The sequence below is a fragment of the Streptomyces sp. KMM 9044 genome, from assembly GCF_024701375.2.
GTDB lineage: Bacteria > Actinomycetota > Actinomycetes > Streptomycetales > Streptomycetaceae > Streptomyces.
Window position 1 is genome coordinate 3,174,121 of sequence record NZ_CP113910.1, and the last position, 19,992, is coordinate 3,194,112.

Below are 19,992 nucleotides of genomic sequence, written 5' to 3' on the forward strand. Positions count from 1 at the left end.
GTACTGCGAGTGTCGATCGCGCCTCGCATCGGCCTTCTGCTGATCATCTGGCTGCTTGCCTACCGCGACAGTGTCACCGAGCTGGTGACCCGCGGGTATTGGGACTCAGTTGCCGGTCAAAGCTCGTCTCTCCTGGTGTGGACAGCACCGGCCGTGGCTGCCTGCGGCGCTTGGGAGGGGATGCGCGTTAGGCAGGCACGGACTCTGCAAGGGGCGCCGGCGCGGACGTTCACGGGGGTATCTCTCGCTGCACTCTCGCCCACCCTCGTCCTGGGAGTACTCGCGGTCGCGCTGTCCCTCGGCATGCTCCTGCCGCAGACTGCAGGCAGCCCCAATTGGACTACGGTGGCGATCCTCGCTCTGGAGCTGCTGGTCGTGGCGGCGCACATCGTCGTCGGATATGTCCTCGGGCTCACCCTGCCCCGGTTGCTGGCCGTGCCTGTTGCACTGGTGGGCAGCTTCGTGTGGATGGCCTACCCGGCGGCGATGAACGTCTTCTGGGTGCGCCAACTAAACGGTACGAACCTGGCCGAGTGCTGTCAGCTGGACCAAGTGGCCGCTCCCCGCAGCATTGTCGCCCCGGCCCTCGCCTCAATCGGACTGCTCGCAGCTGCCTGGCTGGTGACGGTACGGGGACGGCGACTGCGACCCCTCGCTCCCGTTGTCCTGACCGTCGCTGTAGCGATCTCGGCTTGGATGGTCCATCCCCTCGGTTACAGCGCCGCCGAATCCCGCTCCACAGCATCCCGCACCTGCTCAGCAACCCACCCGCAGGTCTGCCTCTGGCCCGAACAGCGCGACAACGCAAAGGACATCAACACGTGGGCAACGGACGCCCACAGGCGTCTGACTGTCGCAGGCGTCACGACAACTGCTCAACTGGCGCCCCGATCGACCACACCGACCTCCGACGAAGTCCGAGCCCTTCTCGCTCTGAGCGCCCTGCCCAAGGACATCCCAGCCTGCGCCCAAACCGGTGAGTGGCCAGGGAGCCGCGCCTACGGCCCACTGAGTGTCTGGCTCACCATCACCGCAGGCGCGGACCCCCAGACTGTCGCGTCCCGATATGCGCCCCCCGAAGTCGATGTCGCCAAACGCGTTCTCGAACAGACTCCACACGACCAACGGGTCTGGTTCCAGCAGAACGTCGAAACACTCACTCGGTGTGATAAGCAGCCCGTCCTTGACACACGGCACCTCTGAGTCCGCTGCGACGAGCCAACCGACAGAGAGAAACGTCCATGGACTGGTGGATCCAGGTTCGTCGAGTACCCGCAATCTGTGCCGCCCTGGTGGCCTGCCTGGTACTCGGCGCCGTCGCCGACTCCATCCAGGTGCCCGTACCGATCGTAGTAGGAGGAGTCTCCTTCTCCTTTCCCCTCCCCTTCCTGCTGCCACTGGCACCGGTGTGCCTCATCCTTCACGGACAGTCCCGCGGAGGAAGCTCCACCGAAGCAACCGCCGTACGCCCTGTCGGCCTATGGGACGCCGGACTCATGACGGCCTGCACACTCGTGATGCTCGCCGGAGGCTGGCTCATCTCCTCGACGTCCGGTCACATCCTCGCAGCAGGCATGGCCCGAAACTTCCTGGGCTACCTCGGACTCGCCCTCCTGCTACGCCTCCTCACCAGCCCTCGCATCGTTGCCGCGATCGTCACCGTCTTCCCCATCGCGTGCGCAGCGTTCGGAGTGCAACACGGAGTACCTGCACGGTGGGCATGGCCCTTGCACGAGCCCACCTACCTACCAGCGTTCATCGCAGCCATCGCCGTGGGAACTACCGGACTGGCCGCATCTGTTCTCCCTCTTACCGCTGGTCGCCTGGCTCGGCTCTCGCGGTAGTGATGTGGTGGAGCACTCCGCAAGCCGTAATGCCCACGGCATGCAGTCAGGGCTTCGGCGTAGTCGCGTGACGCCCGGTTCGTGGCGAACTGCCTGCTCAGCGGTGCTCTCGGAACGTGACAGGCACGGCTTCCAAGATCATGGAGTTCTCTACGCCCCGTGATCCAAGTGGAAGACCGTGCCTGCCGACGCATCATCTCTGATGGGTGTGCATCTTTTGAGGGTGTCTGTGTGATCAGGCGGTGAGTATGAGGGTGTTGCGGTAGCGAGCCTGGTGGTTGCGGGTGTACTCCTGTTGTTCGTGCCAGGCCCAGTAGGTGTCGAAGTCGCCGTTGGTGCGCAGGGCGCGGAGTTTCAGGACGGCTTCGGCTCCGGCCAGGCCCCAGCGGGCCCCGGTGATGTCGAGGCGGTCTTTTACCAGGTGGCGGCATGCGCCTTCGATGATCCCGGTCGCGATGGGCCAGCCGGCGGCCAGCGCGGTGTCGTAGCGCAGGTAGTCGGCTTTGTTGGTGAGGTGGGCCACGGCGTCGTCGATGCTCTTGTTCTGGCCCGGGGCGATCCCTGCGTCGGTGGCGGCCGTTGTGATCGTCTCGGCTGCGGTCAGGGCGTCTCCGGCCAGGATGGTGCGGGCGGTGCGGGCGACCCATGCCTCGATGTCCTTGCTGCCGCCGGGGTGCAGGGCGTGGGCGGCGCTCCACAGGTATTCCAGGACGTGGATGATGTCGATCACGATGTGCACCTGCACGTCGCGGGCGGCGGCCTGCTCGTTGATCAGATCGATCTGGTGGGGTGCGCCGTCCACGAGGGCCACCCAGGTGCGCCGGTGGTCGGGGTCTCGGTGTTCGGCCTGGTCGAACACGGCGGTGATGACCTGGGAGCAGGTGTCGTTGACCGATCCGGTCAGCCACTTGGAGCGGGCCCTGGGTCCTTTGCTCCGGCGGGTGGTGTCCTGCTCGCCGGTGTCGGGGTCGGCGATGATGTCGTCGGCGGTGCGTACCGCGGGTTCGGCGTCGTAGACGGTTCCGAGGGTGGCCATGCGCTTTCGGCCGTTCTTCTCCCCGGCTGACAGGCGTTTGTGCAGCTTGTTGCCGCCTTTGGCCGCGGCGGCTCTCGCGGTGGCCTCCCGCAGGGCCTCCGGCCTTATCACCACGCCCTTGCCGTCGGCCGACATCACCAGCAGCGTGGCGTCCGTGCACGGCTCGGGCGCGAGGGCGGCATAGAAGTCGTCGATGTCCGCGGCGGCGGCGACGGTGAGCTCGCCGGCCTGCCGCGGGCCGATCCCGGCGCCGGTCAGGGTGTTGACGCGCTCGACCGCTTCGGCGAACGAGCCCCGGGACGCCTCGATGGCGACCTGTTTGGCCAGGCCGTGCGAATGCATCCCGGCCGGCAGGTTCAGCGCCGCATCGGCCGGGTGCAGATCCGGCACGGCGTCGCCGCGGTAGGCGATCCGGCCGACGGTCACCTTCCCGAACACCGTGGACAGGATCCGCCGCCGGCCCCGCTCGATCCTGGTGCGCTCCCGGCCGGCGGCGTCCACGACCTGCTCGATGCGCTGCTCGGTCAGCTCCCGCAGCCGCAGATGGTCCTGATACAGCTGCCGCGTCACCTCCCGCATGTCCGCGCCCAGCACCTCCTCCAGCTGCGAGTGCGTCAACGAACCGGTCTCCACGGACTGCATCCGGGCACTGACCTGCTCGAACAAGCCCCGCGAGGCGGCGAACGCGGCCTCCGCCGCCGCCAGATCCCCGCCGAGCACGCCGCCGCTCACCGGGCACCGGCCCGACAGGCCAGCCCGAACAACCCCGGCTCCACCTCGGCCAGGATCCCCCGCCCGACCAGCTTCTTCAGCTTGCCACGCATGCCCTCGGTGTGGTTCGCCTCCGTGCTCAACCCCACCCCGACGCACACGTCCTTGCAGCGCAACGGCCCGGACGCCTCGGCGAACACGATCAGGATCCGCCGATACGGCTCGGAGGTCACCGTCGTGTCCCCGGCCGCCTCGGCGGCCAACAGCACCGGCACCAGTTCCGCCAACTGCGGCAGCACCGCCCCCTCCGTATCCAGCACCACCCCCGGCGGCACCGCCGGGCCGACCGGTGAGGACAACACCTCCTCCACCGTCTCCCGCGTGATCCGCAGTCGCACCAACTGCTCCTCGGCCGTAGCCAACTCCGCGGTCAACACCTCCAGCCGCGCCCGCACCTCGGCCGCGGACACCCGGACCTCGTCTTCCCCGGCCTGCAAGGCAGCCATCAACGACGGCACAGATGCCACCCACCCTCGCTCAACGCCCGCCCACCACAGCCGGACTCGACACCACGAGGCTAGGAACCAGCAACCCCCGACCGAGACCTGAACCCTGACGAATCACCCCAACGACGCACCCTCACAAGATATGCACCCATTCGAGTTGGAGCAGGACGAGGGCTGCGGCGGCGATCTTCGTGATGCGGCTGGGGTCGAGGCTGACCCGGCGTAGGGCCTTGAAGGTGGTCTTGAGCAGGGAGTTGGCGCGCTCGCAGACGCCGTGGATGCCGCGGATGACCTTGTTGTACGTCTGTTGCTCCTCGGTCAGCTCGCCTCCGGCGGGCTTCTTGTACGGGTGGCGGAAGCCGTCGCCGGCGTTCTCGTAGCCGAGGTCGACCAGGGTCGGCATGTCCAGTTCGGCCGCGATGCGGTTGAGTGCCTCGACCAGCCCGTGGTGGCGGGCGCAGGTGGTGTCGTGTTCCCGGCCCGGCCGTACGGGCGAGACCCAGATCGGCCAGTCCTTCGTGGAGGTAGCGGTAGGAGGTGGAGACCGACAGGCCGTTGTCGGGGGCGAGTTGGGCCAGTCGGGTGCCGTCGAGGAACCAGCGCAGCACGAGCACGGCCTGCTTGAAGCAGCCCAGCGCGCGTCGCCCCTTGCGGGTCCTGGCCACGATTCGGTGGTCGCGCAGGAGACCGGCCAGGTGCTCGGCGGTGGACCGCCTCACATCGAGCACGGCGGTGTATGTGACACTGGTCGGCACGTGAGGCCCCTCGGTCGGATCTTTCTGTCGCAAGATGTTCCTACCAGGGGCCTTACGCCTGCCCGGACTTGGGGGATACCGCGGACCGCGCGACGCGCCTCCCGCTCACGGACGGTGGCCGACGGTTACTGGGAACAGCTCACTGAGCCGCACCAGGTCCCGGGCCACGACCGCGGCCTTGTCAGGCTTCCCGCCACCGCACTCCGGTCCGCGGGTCTCGCGGTCCCGGCGACGCTTTTCGTCCATGACCCGCTTCAGAGCGTCGTGCACCTCCGCCTTCTTCTCCACCAGGTCCCGAAGAGCCTGATCACGCTCCTGGGGTGCAAGAGAGGCGAGATAGTCCGTCAAGGACGTGTTACTGGAGGGGTCCAGCAAGTCCTGCAAGGCAGGACCGATGCCCAGCGCTCGGCGGTACTGAGGCGCGCTGATGCGGCCGATCCCGGCCGCGCGCGCTTCGTGCAGCAGCGTGCGCAGGGTGCTGTAGTCCTCGTCGTACGGCTTGCCGGAGGGGGCCAGGCGGGGCACCTTCGCGAAGCGCTGTGTAGCTGACGTGGACGCCGCAATCGGCCACGAGCTGCCGCACGGGCGGGGTGCACATGCGGGCGGTGTGCCGGTACTGCCGGGCCGTCTTGGGGTTCAGGCCGATCTCGTCGCAGTACTGGTCGAAAGCGCAGTCCTGGCCGCCCGGGGTTGTGACGGCCAGCAGCTTGTCGCCGATGACGAGGCGGTTCTCGCAGCCCTCGTTCATCAGCCGGCGACCCTCGCGCACGTCCTGGTCTGTGTAGCTCATACGGATACCTCATTGAACCGACGGGATGAGCGCACAGAGTAATCGGGTGAATGCGCACCGTCTGATCTTCCAAGATGCCTTGGGACGTGCCGTGTTGACGCTCACCGGGGCTGATCAGGGCGGTTGGGGCGTCAGCCGGGGCAGAGCCGCACCCGTGCCGGTGAACGCCTCGATGTCGAGGTGGAGCCCGGCGGGAGCCCACCCGCCGAGGGAAACAACGGCGGGCAGCTCTTCCCGGCGCGAGAGCGCATCCGGCCGATGGCCGCAGTGCCGTCAACCGAGCGGCCCGGGATGCCTCTGCCAGTGGGCGCCCGGGCTCGACATATGCCGTTTCGGAAGACGCGTCATGGATAAGGCGCCCGGATTCAGCGCTTACTGAGCCATCGGACGGCGGCGACAGCGAGACAGATCACGGCAATGACAATTGCTACCACGACGATCTTCATTCCGGTGTCCATCAACCCGATCATTCTGACTCCTCGGTCGCGCTTCTGTGAAAATTATGTACGCGCCCGGCAGGTCAACTGGCCGGTGTGGCGTAGCTTCGAGGTCCTCTATCCTGATTCGGCAGCGCCCTCGCCATCGGTGCGGTAGGTGATCAGGTCACCTGGTTGACAATCCAGTACCCGGCAGATTCCAGCGAGTGTCGTAAAGCGGATCGCCTTCGCACGACCATTCTTGAGAATGGACAAATTTGCGTTGGTGATGCCAACGCGAGCCGCGAGTTCAGTGAGCGTCATATCGCGTTCCGCGAGGAGATGTTCAAGATGCACCTGGATGGCGCCCCCCTCGGCGGGCATCAGACGGTCCCTTCGATGTCCTCGCGCATGGCGACGCCAACACGCATGATGCGGGCAAACGCGAGTAGACCCAGGGCTGTCACGACCGCCAGACCGGGGAGTTTTGCGGTATTCAGCACAGATTCAGCCGAGAGTGGGATGCTTTCGGCGAGCGTGGACAGCAGGGCGGCCTGCGCAATGGCCTGAGTGAGCGCCGCGGCAATACTGCCCAGTAGCAGCCACCAGCCGAGTACTTGCAGCTTGGAAGCAGTTCGCGCGGTATAGATGCCGACGCGCGTCGCCGAGTGAAGCAGACGGTTTAGCAAAATCAGCCCGCCGGCCAGTAGGATAAGAGACGGAGTTCGACTGAGCACCCCGAGCAACCGCTGGTAGTTGTTGCTCTGTTCAGCACAGTACTGCGGTATCGCATTGACATGCGCCCCGTCCCTGGCCTGGAACAGGGCATCCGTGGAGCCTGAACTGCCAGCAGTCCAGTCAGCGGTAACACAATGCCCGATGCCGCTCCAGAAAGGCACGTCGTTATTGAGTAGGCTCAAGGCAAAGCTGACCAGGAGAAGGCCAACCATTAGACGGAGAGCGGTCGAGACCACCACGGGGAGAGACTTGAGAAGTCTCTTGTCTTCGGCCACTGCATCAACCTCCACTATCGTTTTTCGATACTATCGATAAACGATGCGTCTTCGCAAGAGGGTGGAGATGTCGGGTCGCGAGGGTGCGCCACCCCGTGCTGGCGACAGGAAATAATGTGCATTTTGTGGCACAAACGCGCCAATTCGACCCGACGGAAGTGGAGTGCTGGCACCGAAGAAGCAGCAGCGCAGACGCCGGGAGCGGCGCCCCTGTCCAGCCCAGCTGAGAAGCTGGATGGACGGAGACGCCGTACCTATCGACTACGAATCCCGGCTGGCTCCACGCCGCGGCCCGTGCCGCCGGCCTCGCCTTCCGGGGCGTTAGACCCGCTTGAGGTACCCGCCCTTGAAGTCATCCTGGTCGGCCCAGACGCGGTGACGGCAGGCCCAGTTGCCGTACAGGGCGAACTCAGCCTGCCAGACCGTCTCCGAGTGGGCATTATTGCCCGGGTCTGCGGAAATCCAATTCTTGATCGGGCTGTGAGAAAACGACGTAGCCGGCACCCAGTTCGTGTGGCTCACCCAACCGCCATAGACCTTTGTGGTCCTAGTTGCGGTCGTGTGGTAGTTGACCCCAAGCTTCACTGTCGTGACCTTGACGCCAAAGATCGTGTCGGAAACGCTATGCCAGGCACTCTTGTCGCCCGCCGATGCCATTGCACCAAAACCCGAGGAGGGATTCGTCGAGGAATTCTGTTCCTCCTTTTCGATGACGATGTCCCCGTCGGCCAGCACGGTCTTCTTCGCGACCTCAGGGCTGTTCACTGCTCCCATGAAGGCCTTGAAGTGGTCCGGCTTGTTGAGATAGTCCAGGAACTTCTCCTGCTTCACCTCGGACAGAGCCTTGAACTGGTCGATCGTCTCGGCTGCACCGGGCTCCTTCTTGGCTTCCAGCCAAGCCACGTACGACTCCGGAGTGGAGGGGATTTACCCCTCAGCGGCAACGGCCTGACCGGGCATGCCCGCCAGCGTCATCGCACCCAGCGTCGCCCCCATGAGCCCGACGAAACTTCTCTGAGTGGTATTGCGCATTTGGTTCCCCTCAAATAATTCAATGCCGGAATGGGTGCAAGAGGATGGCTGCCCCAAAGTGGAACAGATTGGATCGCCTCCCCCCAACTCCCCTGCTGTGAGTCGCTGTTGACTCGGAGCGACTTCACGCAATGAGCCCTTCCCAGTAATGGATCATGACGTTGCGTGATCGTTCAGATGGTGCGGTCGTATTCGAGTTGGAGCAGGACGAGGGCCAGGGCCCCGGCGAGTGCCTGGATCATCCCGTTCTGGGATGTTGATCTCGGTGGTGGGTCCCGGAAGCAGGTGAACACGGCACCTGTGGATCATGGAGTTCTCTACGCTTCAAGATCCACGAAGGTGCCGTGTTCGTTCCTCCATCATCCCCTGTCGCTGCCCCCGCTTGCGCAGTGCCCCGCCTGGAAGCCCTCGGCGAGGGGGCCGCCAAGGATCAAGTCCGCTGCCTGGTGACCGAGTTCGAGTCGGTCACCGATCCGAGAGGGGCTTGCGGGGTGCGGTACCGGCTCTCCTCGCTGCTGGCCCTGGTGGTCTGCGCGATGACACCCGCCGGCCACGACTCGATCACCGCGGCGGCGGAGTGGTGCCGACGCGCGACGCCGGAGGAACTGGCCGCCTTCGGCCTGCCCTACCACCCGCTCCTCGGCCGCTACCGGGTGCCGAGCGAGAAGACCCTGCGCAGCGTCCTGGGACGCCTGGATCCAGGTGAGATCTGTGCGGCGGCCTACGACTACCTTTGGCCCCTGCTGTCCGCACAGCCCCGTCGGCCGGAACCGGTCATGCCCGACGGCGGCACCGAGCGCGAACAGCGCCGGGCCCACCGGACAGCCGCCCACGCCGATCCGGTACGCATCCGGCGGCGGGCGATCGCGGTGGACGGCAAGTGCCTGCGCGGCGCGAGGCGCCCGGACGGCAGCCGGGTCTTCGTCCTGTCCGCCGTCCGTCACGGCGACGGTGTCACGCTCGCCTCCCGCGAGATCGGCGCGAAGACCAACGAAATCCCCGAGTTCGCACCCCTCCTCGACCAGATCGACGACGCGGACCTCGCGGGGACGATCGTCACCGCCGATGCACTCCATGCCCCACGCGACCACGCCACCTACCTGCACGAACGCGGCGCCCACTACCTGCTGACCATCAAGAACAACCAACGCGCACAAGCCCGTCAGCTCCACGCCCTGCCCTGGAAGAAGATCCCCGTGATCCACCGTGACGACGCCCGGGGCCACGGCCGACACGAGCAGCGGCTCGTGCAGGTCGTCACCGTCGACGGCCTGCTCTTCCCCCACGCGGCCCAGGTCCTGCGCATCCAGCGCAGACGCCGCCTCTACGGCGCGAAGAAGTGGTCCAGTGAGACCGTCTACGCGATCACCGACCTGCCCGCCGAGGAAGCGAACGCCGCCGAGATCGCGTCCTGGGCTCGCGGGCACTGGACCGTGGAAAACACCGTCCACTGGTGCCGAGATGTCACCTTCAACGAGGACAAGTCCCAGGTCAGGACCCACAACACGCCCGCCGTACTCGCAGCCCTCCGCGACCTGATCCGCAGCACACTCAAGCTCGCCGGCTACGTCAACACCGCCGCCGGACGACGAGCCCACACCGAACGCCCCCGCGTCCTCACCCTCTACGGCATCACATGATCAAACCGGACGATCCAGGCACTCGCCGGGGCCCTGGGACGAGGGCTGCGGCGGCGATCTTCGTGATACGGCTGGGGTCGAGGCTGACCCTGCGCAGGGCCTTGAAGGTCGTCTTGAGCAGGGAGTTGGCGCGCTCGCAGACGCCGTGGATGCCGCGGATGACCTTGTTGTACGTCTGTTGCTCCTCGGTCAGCTCGCCTCCGGCGGGCTTCTTGAAGGGATGGCGGAAGCCGTCGCCGGCGTTCTCGTAGCCGAGGTCGACCAGGGTCGGCATGTCCAGTTCGGCCGCGATGCGGTTGAGTGCCTCGACCAGCCCGTGGTGGCGGGCGCAGGTGGTGTCGTGTTCCCGGCCCGGCCGTACGGGCGAGACCCAGATCGGCCAGCCGTCCGGGGTGGCGATGACCTGCACGTTCCCGCCATGGTGCTTGTGTTTTCCGGACCACCAGAGGTCTGCGCCGTTGGGGCCCGGGGCGGCGACGCGGTCCGTGCGGATGACCGTACCGTCGAGGTTCAGATGCGTCAGCCCGGCTGCCTTCGCACGCTCCAGCGCGGTGGACAGGTCCGGTGCGCCGGCGGCCAGGACGGCCAGTCCTTCGTGGAGGTAGCGGTAGGAGGTGGAGACCGACAGGCCGTTGTCGCGGGCGAGTTGGGCCAGTCGGGTGCCGTCGAGGAATCAGCGCAGCACGAGCACGGCCTGCTTGAAGCAGCCCAGCGCGCGTCGCCCCTTGCGGGTCCTGGCCACGATTCGGTGGTCGCGCAGGAGACCGGCCAGGTGCTCGGCGGTGGACCGCCTCACATCGAGCACGGCGGTGTATGTGACACTGGTCGGCACGTGAGACCCCTCGGTCGGATCTTTCTGTCGCAAGATGTTCCTACCAGGGGCCTTACGCCTGCCCGGACTTGGGGGATACCGCGGACCGCGCGACGCGCCTCCCGCTCACGGACGGTGGCCGACGGTTACTGGGAACAGCTCACTACATCGTGATCGTCAAGGGCAACCAGAAGAAGCTGCGCCGCCAGCTGAAGTCCCTTCCCTGGAAGGACATCCCGCTTCAGGGACGCACCCGGGGCATCGCCCACGGCCGCTCGGAGATCCGTCGGATCAAGGCCGCCACCGTGAACAGCCTCCTCTTCCCCGGAGCCCGCCAGGCCGTCCAGATCAAGCGTCGGCGCACCGACCGCAAGACCGGCAAGACCACCGTCAAGACGGTCTACGCCGTCACCAGCCTGACCGCCGAGCAGGCCACCGCTGCCCAGCTCGCCGAACTCGTCCGCGACCATTGGAAGATCGAGGCCCTGCACCATGTCCGCGACACCACCTTCGCCGAGGACGCCTCCCAACTGCGGACCGGCAACGCGCCCCGCGTGATGGCCACATGGCGCAACCTCGCCATCGGAGTCCTCCGCATGGCCGGAGTGAAGAACATCGCGGCCGGCCTCCGCCGCAACGCCCGCGACCCTCGCCGCCCCCTCACACTCCTCGGTCTCGGATGATCACGAACCGGACGTCACGTGACTACGCCGAAGCCCTGGGGACCCTGCTGGTCTCCGTGCCGGGCCTGTCCGGCACCACTTATCCGCCGGGAACGACCGTGACCGTCCGTGGCCGGGGCGCGACCGTCGACGCCTTCGTCAACGGCTGGCTCCCGCTGTCGTGGTGGGAGTTCTCCGACGGCCTCCGCAAGGACATCGCCGACCGCTGACACCACCGCCCGGCCGCCCCCGCCGGGGCGGGGGCGGGGGCGAGGGCGAGACGGACCCGGGCTGCTGAAGCGTTGCCGGAGTCAGCGCAGGGTGCGGGCCACCTCGACCGCCCAGTAGGTGAGGATGTTCTGCGCACCGGCCCGCTTGATGCCGGTGAGCGACTCGAGGACGGCCCGGTCGCGGTCGATCCAGCCCTTCTCGGCGGCGGCCTCGATCATCGCGTACTCACCGGAGATCTGGTACGCGGCGACGGGCACGTCCACGGCGTCGGCGACCCTGGCGAGGATGTCGAGGTAGGGGCCGGCCGGCTTGACCATCACCATGTCGGCGCCCTCGGCGAGGTCGAGGGCCAGCTCCCGCAGGGACTCACGGGCGTTGGCCGGGTCCTGCTGGTACGTCTTGCGGTCGCCCTTGAGCGAGGAACCGACGGCCTCGCGGAAGGGGCCGTAGAAAGCGGAGGCGTACTTGGCGGTGTAGGCGAGGATCGCGACGTCCTCGCGGCCGATCTGGTCGAGGGCGTCACGGACGACGCCGATCTGCCCGTCCATCATCCCGCTGGGCCCGACGACGTGGGCACCCGCGTCGGCCTGGACCTGCGCCATCTCGGCGTACCGCTCAAGGGTGGCGTCGTTGTCGACGCGGCCCCGGTCGTCCAGGACTCCGCAGTGCCCGTGGTCCGTCGTCTCGTCGAGGCACAGGTCGGACATGACGAGCAGGTCGTCCCCGACCTCGGCCCGCACGTCCCGCAGGGCGACCTGGAGGATCCCGTCCGGATCGGTGCCGGGGGTGCCGAGGGCGTCCTTCTTGGACTCCTCGGGCACGCCGAACAGCATGATCCCGGAGATCCCGGCCGCCACGGCCTCCGCGGCCGCCTTCTTCAGGGTGTCCCGGGTGTGCTGCACCACGCCCGGCATCGCCTCGATCGGCACCGGCTCACCGATCCCCTCGCGCACGAAGGCGGGCAGGATGAGGTCGGCGGGGTGCAGCCGGGTCTCGGCGACCATCCGGCGCATGGCGGGGGTGGTCCGCAGACGCCGGGGCCGGGTGCCGGGAAAAGATCCGTACGTCGTCATACCGCCCACGCTACGCCCGCCCGCCCGCTGCTTTTACCGACGGCCGGTCGGCCCGGCCGAGGCGACGGAGTCGTCCAGCGTGCCGGACCCCCTCGGCCGGGAAAACGTATCCCTCGGGCCCGCCGCACAGGCCGGCCCGCGGACGCCGGCAGGCCGGCGGCTGCCACGACGGAACCGGTCACCAGGGCGACAGCGGTCAGACGGCGAGCGGTGCAAGAAGCGGAAGAAGCGGAAGAAGCGGAAGAAGCAGACACGTGGTCCCTTTCGTGTTCGTGCGCCGGCCCACCCCGCCGCGTACGGACGGGCGGCGCTCTCCGAGTGGTACGTCCCGGCCGGCCGCCGAGGTCCCACACCCTGCCGCCGTAACATTTCTTTTCATATGAATTCACTCCACCGCGAATCCAATGCGGACATGTCCGCAGCAGTCGACTGCCAGATGCGCACATATCATTCGCATACGGAGTTCGAATCGATGCGTCACACATCGCCCCCTGGCCCGCCCGGGTCCGTCGCGGCGCAGCCAAGGTCGCGCCCTGGCGCGCCACCACACACGCCACCCTGGCGTTCACCCGGAAGTGGGTAACAGGCCCGGTGGGGCACGGGGAGGGTGGAGGCATTCCCTCCACCCGGTTCCGCAGGGACAGGAGCGGCGCGCGTCGCCGGACCGTCCCCGGGCCGCGGCCCGGCGCCGAAGAGCGCGCCTTGTCCCGGGACGTCGAGTGAGCGCGGGAGGACGTGAACCCAGGAAGCACGCCCGAGGCACCGCGCCATGGCGAGGGGGGCTGCCCACCCGCGGTGACGGTCGAGGCGACAACGGGGACGGCGAGGAGACGCTGTGAGAGGAACGCGAAAGGCAAGGAGGCGAACCCACTCCTTGCCACTTTCAACGTATAGCGCACCGGGGGGCTTGCGGCAAGGCCCCCGGGATGGCGCAGAATCGCTCCTCGTGAAGCCGACTAACCACCCGACCGTCAGCCCTACCAGCGTGTTCGACCTCCCCGAGCGGCTTGCGGCCAAGGCCGACCCGAAGCTGGTCGCCGGCGACGAGGCACACTTCGCAGCCATCGCGGAGAGTCTCGAGGAGGCGATCGCCGAGCTGTCCGACCGTCGCGCCGCCACCCTCAGGGCGCCCGGCGGCGTCGGCCGGGAGGCGATGGACCGGGACCTGGAGGTGCACCGGCTGACCGCCCGCCTGCGCGCCCTGCGCCGTTTCGGTCTGGACCTGTGCCTGGGGCACATCGTGAGCGCCGACGACCCCGAGCCGGTGTACATCGGACGGCTCGGCCTCACCGACAGCACGGGCCGCCGCCTGCTGATCGACTGGCGCTCCCCCGCCGCCGAGCCGTTCTTCGCGGCGACGCACGCCGACCCGATGGGGTTGGCGAGCCGCCGCAGGTACCGCTGGACCGGCGGCCGGATCAGCGACTACTGGGACGAGGTGTTCACCGCCGACGGTCTCGAGGGGCACGCCGCCGCGCTCGACGACCACTCCGCCTTCGTCGCCAGTCTGGGCGGCGACCGGTCGGACCGGATGCGGGACGTGCTCGGCACCATCCAGGCCGACCAGGACGCCATCATCCGCGCGGGCTCGCGCGGCGCCCTGGTCGTCGACGGCGGCCCGGGTACGGGCAAGACCGTCGTCGCCCTGCACCGCTCCGCGTACCTGCTCTACTCCGACCCCCGCCTGGGCCACCGTCGCGGCGGCGTGCTGTTCGTCGGCCCGCACCAGCCGTACCTGGCGTACGTCGCCGACGTCCTGCCCAGCCTCGGCGAGGAGGGCGTGCAGACCTGCACGCTGCGCGACCTCGTCCCCGAGGGGCCCGCGGCAGCCGTCGAGAGCGACCCGGAGGTGGCCCGCCTGAAGGCGTCCGCGGACATGGTGGGGGCGATCGAGACGGCCGTACGGTTCTACGAGGACCCGCCCGCCCGGGGCATGGCGGTGACCACCCCCTGGTCGACCGTCCCGCTGACCGCCGACGACTGGGCGGAGGCCTTCCAGGCCCCGGAGCCCGGCACCCCGCACAACGAGGCACGCGAACACATCTGGGACGAGCTGGTCACGATCCTCCGGGACAAGCACGGCGGCGAAGCCCCGCCGGACCGCCTCTTCCAGCGGGCCCTGCGCGGCAACCACGAACTGGTCGCCGCCCTCAACAACGCCTGGCCGCTCCTCGAACCCACCGACGTCGTCTCCGACCTGTGGTCGGTCCCCGCGTACCTGCGCATGTGCGCCCCCTGGCTCGGCCCCGACGAGGTCGGACGCCTGCGCCGCGAGGGCGCGGACGCCCAGGCCTGGACGGTGTCCGACCTGCCGCTCCTCGACGCGGCCCGGCAGCGGCTCGGCGACCCGACGTCGTCCCTGCGCAAGCGCCGCCACGACGCCTCGGTCGCCGCCCAGCGCGAGCGCATGGCCGGCGTCATCGACAACGTCATCGCCTCCGACGACGACGGCGAGGGCGCGGTGACCATGCTGCACGGCCAGGACCTGCGGGACAGCCTGATCGACGAGAGCGCCCTGCCCACCCCCGAACCGGACGCGCTCGCCGGCCCGTTCGCACACGTCGTCGTGGACGAGGCCCAGGAACTCACCGACGCCCAGTGGCAGATGCTGCTCCTGCGCTGCCCGTCCCGGAGCTTCACCATCGTCGGGGACCGCGCCCAGGCCAGGCACGGCTTCACGGAGTCGTGGCAGGAACGGCTCCGGCGCATCGGCCTCGACCGGATCGACGTCGCCTCCCTGAACATCAACTACCGCACGCCGCAGGAGGTGATGACGGAAGCCGAGCCGGTCATCCGGGCCGCCCTCCCCGACGCCAACGTCCCGGCCTCCGTCCGCGCGGGCGGCCTCCCCGTCGTCCACGGCCCGGTCTCCGACCTCGACTCGGTCCTCGACACCTGGCTCGCCGCCCACGAGGACGGCAACGGAATCGCCTGCGTCATCGGCGACCCCACGTTCCGAGGCACCTCCCGCATCCGCTCCCTGACCCCGGAACTCGCCAAGGGCCTCGAATTCGACCTGGTCGTCCTCGTGGCCCCGGACAACTTCGGCAGGGGCATCGAGGGAGCGGTCGACCGCTACGTGGCGATGACCCGGGCGACCCGGCAACTGGTCGTCCTCACCTGATGCCTTGACGGGTTGCACGGGGAGGCACGCGCTCAGGCCGCGCATGCGCCCTCACTCATCAGTGGCTTGGTCGTCCTCCTGGGGCGTTTTCCGTATGTCAGCACCGGTCGCGGTGTCGCGGGTGCGGTACGCCCGTGAACGGGATGACCGGTGACGACCGCCGCCTTCCGCCCGTCCTCGCCGGCATGGCCCGCACCGGGTTCGACCACGCCGACGGTGACGGGACCGACTTCGAGCCCTGCGACGCGTTCGACACAGCCGAGGAAGCCACCGACCGGCTACGCCGATGGACCGGGAACCCGACACGGAGCCGACGGCAAGCTGGAGTGGATAAAGAGCAGCTACAGCTCGGACGACGGTCCTTCCCGCGTCGAAGTGGCCTGGAGGAGGAGCAGCTACAGCGGCGCTGACACCCCCTCCTGCATCGAGGTGGCCACCGTCCCCGACAGCATCCTCGTCCGCGACTCCAAGAATCCGGACGGCCCCCGCCTCGCCCTCGCCCCTACCACCCGGGTCAAGACGTTTTCGCCTACCTGTTGGACGCTGGCCGCGTGAACGCCTTGCCGGGCATCGGCCAGGATGGTCTCCGAAGGATCGACGGATACCCGGGTAAGGACGGTGGAGACATGAGCGGCAGGCCGCTGCTGAACCGCAGGCTGGACGGACTCGGGACGACGATCTTCGCGGAGATGTCGGCGCTCGCGACCGCTACTGGCGCGATCAACCTGGGCCAGGGTTTCCCGGACACGGACGGGCCGGAGTCAGTACGGGAAGCGGCCGTACGAGCGCTACGGGACGGGCGCGGCAATCAGTACCCGCCGGGACCAGGCATCCCGGAGCTGCGCCAGGCGATCGCCGACCACCAGCGCCGCTTCTACGACCTGAGCCTCGACCCCGATACGGAAGTCCTGGTCACCGCAGGGGCAACCGAGGCGATCGCCGCAGCCATGCTCGCCCTCCTCGAACCGGGAGACGAGGTGATCGCCTTCGAGCCCTTCTACGACTCCTACGCGGCCTGTATCGCCATGGCCGGCGCGAAGCGCGTACCGCTCACCCTGCGCGCCCCGTCCTTCCGCCCGGACCTGGACGAGCTGCGCGCCAGGATCACCCCGCGGACCCGCCTCCTTCTCCTCAACACCCCCCACAACCCGACCGGAACGGTCCTCACCGCCGAAGAGCAGAGCGCCATCGCCGCACTCGCCGTCGAACACGACCTGCTCGTGGTCACCGACGAGGTGTACGAGCACCTGGTCTACGAGGGTACGCACCGCCCCATCGCGGCCCTGCCGGGCATGCGTGAGCGCACTGTCTCCATCTCCTCCGCCGGCAAGAGCTTCTCCTTCACCGGTTGGAAGGTTGGCTGGGTCATGGCTGACGGCCCGCTCGTCTCCGCCGTCCGGACGGCCAAGCAGTACCTGACGTACGTCAGTGCGGGTCCCTTCCAGTACGCGATCGCCGAAGCACTGCGCCTGCCGGACGCGTACTTCGACAGCTTCCGCGCCGACCTCCGCCGCAAGCGCGACCTGCTCGGCGACGGCCTGCGCGCGGCCGGGTTCGAGGTCTACCAGCCCCAGGGCACGTACTTCATCACCACCGGCATCACGCCCTTCGGTGAGAAGGACGCCTACGCCTTCTGCCGCGCCCTCCCGGAACGCTGCGGCGTCGTCGCCATCCCCAACTCCGCCTTCTGCGACGACCCCGACGCCGGCCGCAGCCAGGTGCGCTTCACCTTCTGCAAGAGGGACGACGTTCTCGACGAGGCTGCCAGTCGGCTGCGACATCTGGCGTCCTGAACGGCCGCGCCGCGCGCAGGGCGTGTTCTCCGGTCTGAGTGAGCCCTCGGGGGCGACATCGTCTGAACCGTTCCGGGTCAGGTAGGCGCTTCCTCTACCAGGCAGGTGCTTCCTCTACCAGGCAGGTGCTCAACCGCTCACGTAGCGGTCCCTCGCCCTCGAGCGGCAACGGTGAGGAGACTCAGTGGACGGTGCGGGGCAGTACGGCAAGGGCTGTCCGGGCGATATCGGTCAGCGTCTCCTCGCTCGCTCCGGCCTTGCCCAGCGCTTCAATGCCGCGCAGCACGGCGAGCACCAGAACAGCCAGCTTTCCCGGATCCGCGTCCGCGGCGATGTCGCCATTGCGCTGACAGGCTGCGATGTCGTCCTCCAGTAGCGCCTGCAGTGCCCCCATGGCCGCGCGAGCCCGCTTGGCCACCGTCTCGTCGTGTTCGGCCAGCTCGGCGGCGCCCTTGGCCAACAGACATCCGCGGCGGGCGGGGTCTGCGGCAGTCGCCGCCACCACCGCGTACACGTGGGCGGACAGCCGCGCGTGGGCGTCCGCGTCGGTGCCGGTGCCGCGCAACTGCCGGCTCGCAGCGTCGACGACGGAGGTGCAGTAGGCGTCGAACACGCGGTGGAACAGTTCCTGCTTTCCGCCGAACGCGCCGTACAGGCTGCCTTTGCCGAGCCCCGTCGCCTCGGCGATGTCTTCCATGCGCGTGGCGGCGTACCCACCCGACCAGAACCGTTCCCGGGCAGTGTCCAGTACCTGCTGCTCGTCGAACTTCCTAGGTCGTGCCATGGGGACAGCCTACCGGTTCTTGACTGGTTCGTCCATAACGACTAGCGTTATGGACGAACCAGTCAAGAATTGAGGAGTGGGCGCGTGATGACCGAAGTACTCGCAGACAGGGTCGCGGTGGTCACCGGAGCCGACAGCGGCATTGGGCTTGCCATCTCCGGGCGGTTCGCCGCGGAGGGGGCACGAGTGTTCCTGGCCGGTCGCCGTCAGGAGCCGCTCGACGCGGCCGTCACTGAGATCGGGCCAGCGGCCACCGGTGTCAGGACCGATGTTTCGGTACAGACGGACCTCGATGACCTTTACTCGGTCGTGCGCGAGGAGGCGGGCCGCATCGACGTGCTCGTCGCCAACACCGGCAGCGCTGTCCCTCAGCGTCTCGGTGAGATCACAGAGGAAGCCATCGACGCCACCTTCGGTACGAACGTGAAGGGCACGATCTTCACCGTGCAGAAGGCGCTGCCCCTGCTGTCGGACGGCGCCTCGATCGTAGTGACAGGGTCGGCCAATGCGCTCTCCCCCGGAACGGGCCTGGCAACTTACGGCGCGTCGAAGGCAGCAGTACGCAACCTGGTGCGCAGCTGGGCGCTCAGCGCACAGGAACGGAAGTTCCGGGTGAACGTGCTGAGCCCCGGCCCGACCGGGACCCCGCGCCTGGTCGGCGTCCTGGGACCGGACCACCGGCTCGCCTCGGAGGTGCCGCTCGGCAGGATCGGCCGACCGGACGAGATCGCCGCCGTGGCGACGTTCCTGGCCTCGGACGCTTCCAGCTTCGTCAACGGCGCCGAATGGTTCGTCGACGGAGGCCTGGCGCAGGTCTGACCGCGTCCCTCAACCAGCACGAGAGCGCACCACACCACGTACCAGGAGGAAAAGTGAACGCCAACAGCGATATCGAGAAGCGTCGCGAAGAGATTGCCATCAACTACTTCCGCATGGTGGACGCCGGCAACCCTGCGGTCGTCGACGTCTTCACGGAAGATGCTCACATGTTTTACCCGAAGTTCGGCATCGCGAGGGGGAAGGCGCAGATCGGAGCGTTCGCCCAGGGTCTCGGCCGGGGAATCGCGTCGCTCAGGCACGAGATCGAGGGCTTCACCGTGTTGACGTCCGGGAACTACGTGATCGTCGAGGGCGTGGAAAGGGGAACAACGACGTCAGGCGTGGACTTCCCTGACGGCGTTTCCTCCTTCGGGCTGTTCTGCAATGTGTTCGAGTTCGAGGGTGAACTCATCAAGAGGGTCCACATCTACGTGGACCCGGACTTCGCCAACACGCACGTCGAGGGTGTGGCTTGGGGCAAGTCGGTGCAGGACAGCATCGCCAGCCGGTAGTCGGCCTCCTCCAGCACGGGCTGAAGGTTCTCGACGATCTCGGCGGCCGGTACCTCGGGCGCGGGCAGGTTGTCCGCGTCGTCGAGGCCCGGGGCACGGAGCCGGGTGATGTCGAGGTCGGCCTTGTCGCGGGCGATCGGTTCCTCGCACGTGTACGCCTTGAAGCGTTTCCTCCCGACCCGCTTCGGAGGATGGCGTCCCGCGGAGCGGTGTAACGGATCTTGGCTGGGAAGCGCGCCGTTTCCGTGCCCTCGCGTGCATCGACCACCGGTGAACGCTCCCTGGGAACGGGGCAGGCCACCGTGCGACTGTCCTTGGCAGTGCCTGGTCCGTGATCCCTGAGTCCAATCACCCGTCGAGGCTGCGCCCAGGGACACAACCGTCGCTCGGACAGAGCAGTTGAGCCCGCAGCCCCAGGCGTCGGCGCGCGCCCGCGGGGC

Annotated in this window: 17 protein-coding genes and 2 pseudogenes; 9 read left to right on the forward strand and 10 right to left on the reverse strand. The window is 68.1% G+C overall.

The features are described 5' to 3' along the window. Nucleotides 1–9: 9 nt before the first annotated feature. Nucleotides 10–1,203: a DUF7224 domain-containing protein gene (locus HUV60_RS14180; protein WP_257850900.1), complete on the forward strand. Its 1,194-nt coding sequence runs from the start codon at nucleotides 10–12 to the stop codon at nucleotides 1,201–1,203. Nucleotides 1,204–2,079: 876 nt separating this feature from the next. Here the strand turns inward: HUV60_RS14180 and HUV60_RS14185 are convergent. From HUV60_RS14185 to HUV60_RS14215, 7 genes and pseudogenes are all read right to left on the reverse strand, one after another. Then, nucleotides 2,080–3,612 carry an ISKra4 family transposase gene (locus tag HUV60_RS14185; RefSeq protein ID WP_269441184.1) on the reverse strand — a complete coding sequence of 511 codons (1,533 nt, stop codon included), beginning with the start codon at nucleotides 3,610–3,612 and terminating at the stop codon, nucleotides 2,080–2,082. Further along, complete coding sequence (locus HUV60_RS14190; protein WP_257850898.1) at nucleotides 3,609–4,097, reverse strand: hypothetical protein; 489 nt, start codon at nucleotides 4,095–4,097, stop codon at nucleotides 3,609–3,611. The genes HUV60_RS14185 and HUV60_RS14190 overlap by 4 nt, the downstream gene beginning before the upstream one ends. A 133-nt stretch (nucleotides 4,098–4,230) precedes the next feature. Continuing rightward, nucleotides 4,231–4,852 (reverse strand): annotated as a pseudogene (locus HUV60_RS14195) (transposase family protein). Between the two features lie 105 nt (nucleotides 4,853–4,957). Beyond that, nucleotides 4,958–5,377, reverse strand: a complete 420-nt coding sequence (locus tag HUV60_RS14200) for a hypothetical protein (RefSeq protein ID WP_257850897.1) — start codon at nucleotides 5,375–5,377, stop codon at nucleotides 4,958–4,960. 819 nt (nucleotides 5,378–6,196) lie between these two features. Next, nucleotides 6,197–6,442: a helix-turn-helix domain-containing protein gene (locus HUV60_RS14205; RefSeq protein ID WP_257850896.1), complete on the reverse strand. Its 246-nt coding sequence runs from the start codon at nucleotides 6,440–6,442 to the stop codon at nucleotides 6,197–6,199. Next, nucleotides 6,442–7,071 (reverse strand): hypothetical protein, encoded by a 630-nt coding sequence (locus HUV60_RS14210; RefSeq protein ID WP_257850895.1) that lies wholly within the window; start codon nucleotides 7,069–7,071, stop codon nucleotides 6,442–6,444. Before HUV60_RS14210 ends, HUV60_RS14205 begins: the two co-directional genes overlap by 1 nt. A gap of 321 nt (nucleotides 7,072–7,392) precedes the next feature. Continuing rightward, the gene (locus HUV60_RS14215) at nucleotides 7,393–7,974 is read right to left on the reverse strand and encodes a hypothetical protein (RefSeq protein WP_257850894.1); all 582 of its coding nucleotides are present in this window, start codon (nucleotides 7,972–7,974) and stop codon (nucleotides 7,393–7,395) included. 473 nt (nucleotides 7,975–8,447) lie between these two features. On the opposite strand from HUV60_RS14215, the gene HUV60_RS14220 reads away from it, so the two are divergent. Continuing rightward, nucleotides 8,448–9,743 carry an ISAs1 family transposase gene (locus HUV60_RS14220; protein WP_257850893.1) on the forward strand — a complete coding sequence of 432 codons (1,296 nt, stop codon included), beginning with the start codon at nucleotides 8,448–8,450 and terminating at the stop codon, nucleotides 9,741–9,743. Here HUV60_RS14220 and HUV60_RS14225 read toward each other — a convergent pair. After that, a pseudogene (locus HUV60_RS14225) lies at nucleotides 9,736–10,575 on the reverse strand (HARBI1 family protein). The gene HUV60_RS14220 and the pseudogene HUV60_RS14225 sit on opposite strands and share 8 nt — an antisense overlap. A 68-nt stretch (nucleotides 10,576–10,643) precedes the next feature. Here HUV60_RS14225 and HUV60_RS14230 point away from each other — a divergent pair. Together HUV60_RS14230 and HUV60_RS14235 are read left to right on the forward strand one after the other, a co-directional pair. Further along, nucleotides 10,644–11,237 (forward strand): ISAs1 family transposase, encoded by a 594-nt coding sequence (locus tag HUV60_RS14230; protein WP_257850892.1) that lies wholly within the window; start codon nucleotides 10,644–10,646, stop codon nucleotides 11,235–11,237. Next, nucleotides 11,234–11,446, forward strand: coding sequence for a hypothetical protein (locus HUV60_RS14235; protein ID WP_257850891.1), 213 nt, complete (start codon nucleotides 11,234–11,236; stop codon nucleotides 11,444–11,446). The genes HUV60_RS14230 and HUV60_RS14235 overlap by 4 nt, the downstream gene beginning before the upstream one ends. Before the next feature lie 81 nt (nucleotides 11,447–11,527). Here the strand turns inward: HUV60_RS14235 and hemB are convergent, their stop codons facing one another. Beyond that, a complete protein-coding gene (gene hemB / locus HUV60_RS14240; protein ID WP_257850890.1) occupies nucleotides 11,528–12,520 on the reverse strand; it encodes a porphobilinogen synthase in 993 nt (330 codons plus the stop codon). A gap of 946 nt (nucleotides 12,521–13,466) precedes the next feature. Between hemB and helR the strand changes: the two genes are divergently transcribed. The 3 genes from helR to HUV60_RS14260 all read left to right on the forward strand — a co-directional run bounded on the left by helR (nucleotide 13,467) and on the right by HUV60_RS14260 (nucleotide 17,437). Further along, a complete protein-coding gene (gene helR / locus HUV60_RS14245; protein ID WP_257850889.1) occupies nucleotides 13,467–15,644 on the forward strand; it encodes an RNA polymerase recycling motor ATPase HelR in 2,178 nt (725 codons plus the stop codon). A 375-nt stretch (nucleotides 15,645–16,019) separates the two neighbouring features. Continuing rightward, nucleotides 16,020–16,199 (forward strand): DUF397 domain-containing protein, encoded by a 180-nt coding sequence (locus tag HUV60_RS14255; RefSeq protein ID WP_443047293.1) that lies wholly within the window; start codon nucleotides 16,020–16,022, stop codon nucleotides 16,197–16,199. A gap of 71 nt (nucleotides 16,200–16,270) precedes the next feature. Beyond that, entirely contained in the window at nucleotides 16,271–17,437 is a 1,167-nt protein-coding gene (locus HUV60_RS14260; protein ID WP_257850888.1) for a pyridoxal phosphate-dependent aminotransferase, read from the forward strand. 181 nt (nucleotides 17,438–17,618) lie between these two features. Here HUV60_RS14260 and HUV60_RS14265 read toward each other — a convergent pair whose 3' ends face one another. Next, nucleotides 17,619–18,221, reverse strand: a complete 603-nt coding sequence (locus HUV60_RS14265) for a TetR/AcrR family transcriptional regulator (protein WP_062192678.1) — start codon at nucleotides 18,219–18,221, stop codon at nucleotides 17,619–17,621. A gap of 87 nt (nucleotides 18,222–18,308) precedes the next feature. Here HUV60_RS14265 and HUV60_RS14270 point away from each other — a divergent pair, with 87 nt between their 5' ends. Then, nucleotides 18,309–19,040 (forward strand): SDR family NAD(P)-dependent oxidoreductase, encoded by a 732-nt coding sequence (locus HUV60_RS14270; protein ID WP_257850886.1) that lies wholly within the window; start codon nucleotides 18,309–18,311, stop codon nucleotides 19,038–19,040. A gap of 53 nt (nucleotides 19,041–19,093) precedes the next feature. Further along, nucleotides 19,094–19,552, forward strand: coding sequence for a nuclear transport factor 2 family protein (locus tag HUV60_RS14275; protein ID WP_257850885.1), 459 nt, complete (start codon nucleotides 19,094–19,096; stop codon nucleotides 19,550–19,552). The last annotated feature ends 440 nt before the right edge of the window (nucleotides 19,553–19,992 follow it).

Bases quoted from the DNA above. Each gene is read 5' to 3' on its own strand.
- HUV60_RS14235 (WP_257850891.1), top strand. From the start codon at position 11,234: ATGATCACGAACCGGACGTCACGTGACTACGCCGAAGCCCTGGGGACC.
- HUV60_RS14190 (WP_257850898.1), bottom strand. From the start codon at position 4,097: ATGGCTGCCTTGCAGGCCGGGGAAGACGAGGTCCGGGTGTCCGCGGCC.
- HUV60_RS14260 (WP_257850888.1), top strand. From the start codon at position 16,271: ATGAGCGGCAGGCCGCTGCTGAACCGCAGGCTGGACGGACTCGGGACG.
- hemB (WP_257850890.1), bottom strand. From the start codon at position 12,520: ATGACGACGTACGGATCTTTTCCCGGCACCCGGCCCCGGCGTCTGCGG.
- HUV60_RS14205 (WP_257850896.1), bottom strand. From the start codon at position 6,442: ATGCCCGCCGAGGGGGGCGCCATCCAGGTGCATCTTGAACATCTCCTC.
- HUV60_RS14265 (WP_062192678.1), bottom strand. From the start codon at position 18,221: ATGGCACGACCTAGGAAGTTCGACGAGCAGCAGGTACTGGACACTGCC.
- HUV60_RS14270 (WP_257850886.1), top strand. From the start codon at position 18,309: ATGACCGAAGTACTCGCAGACAGGGTCGCGGTGGTCACCGGAGCCGAC.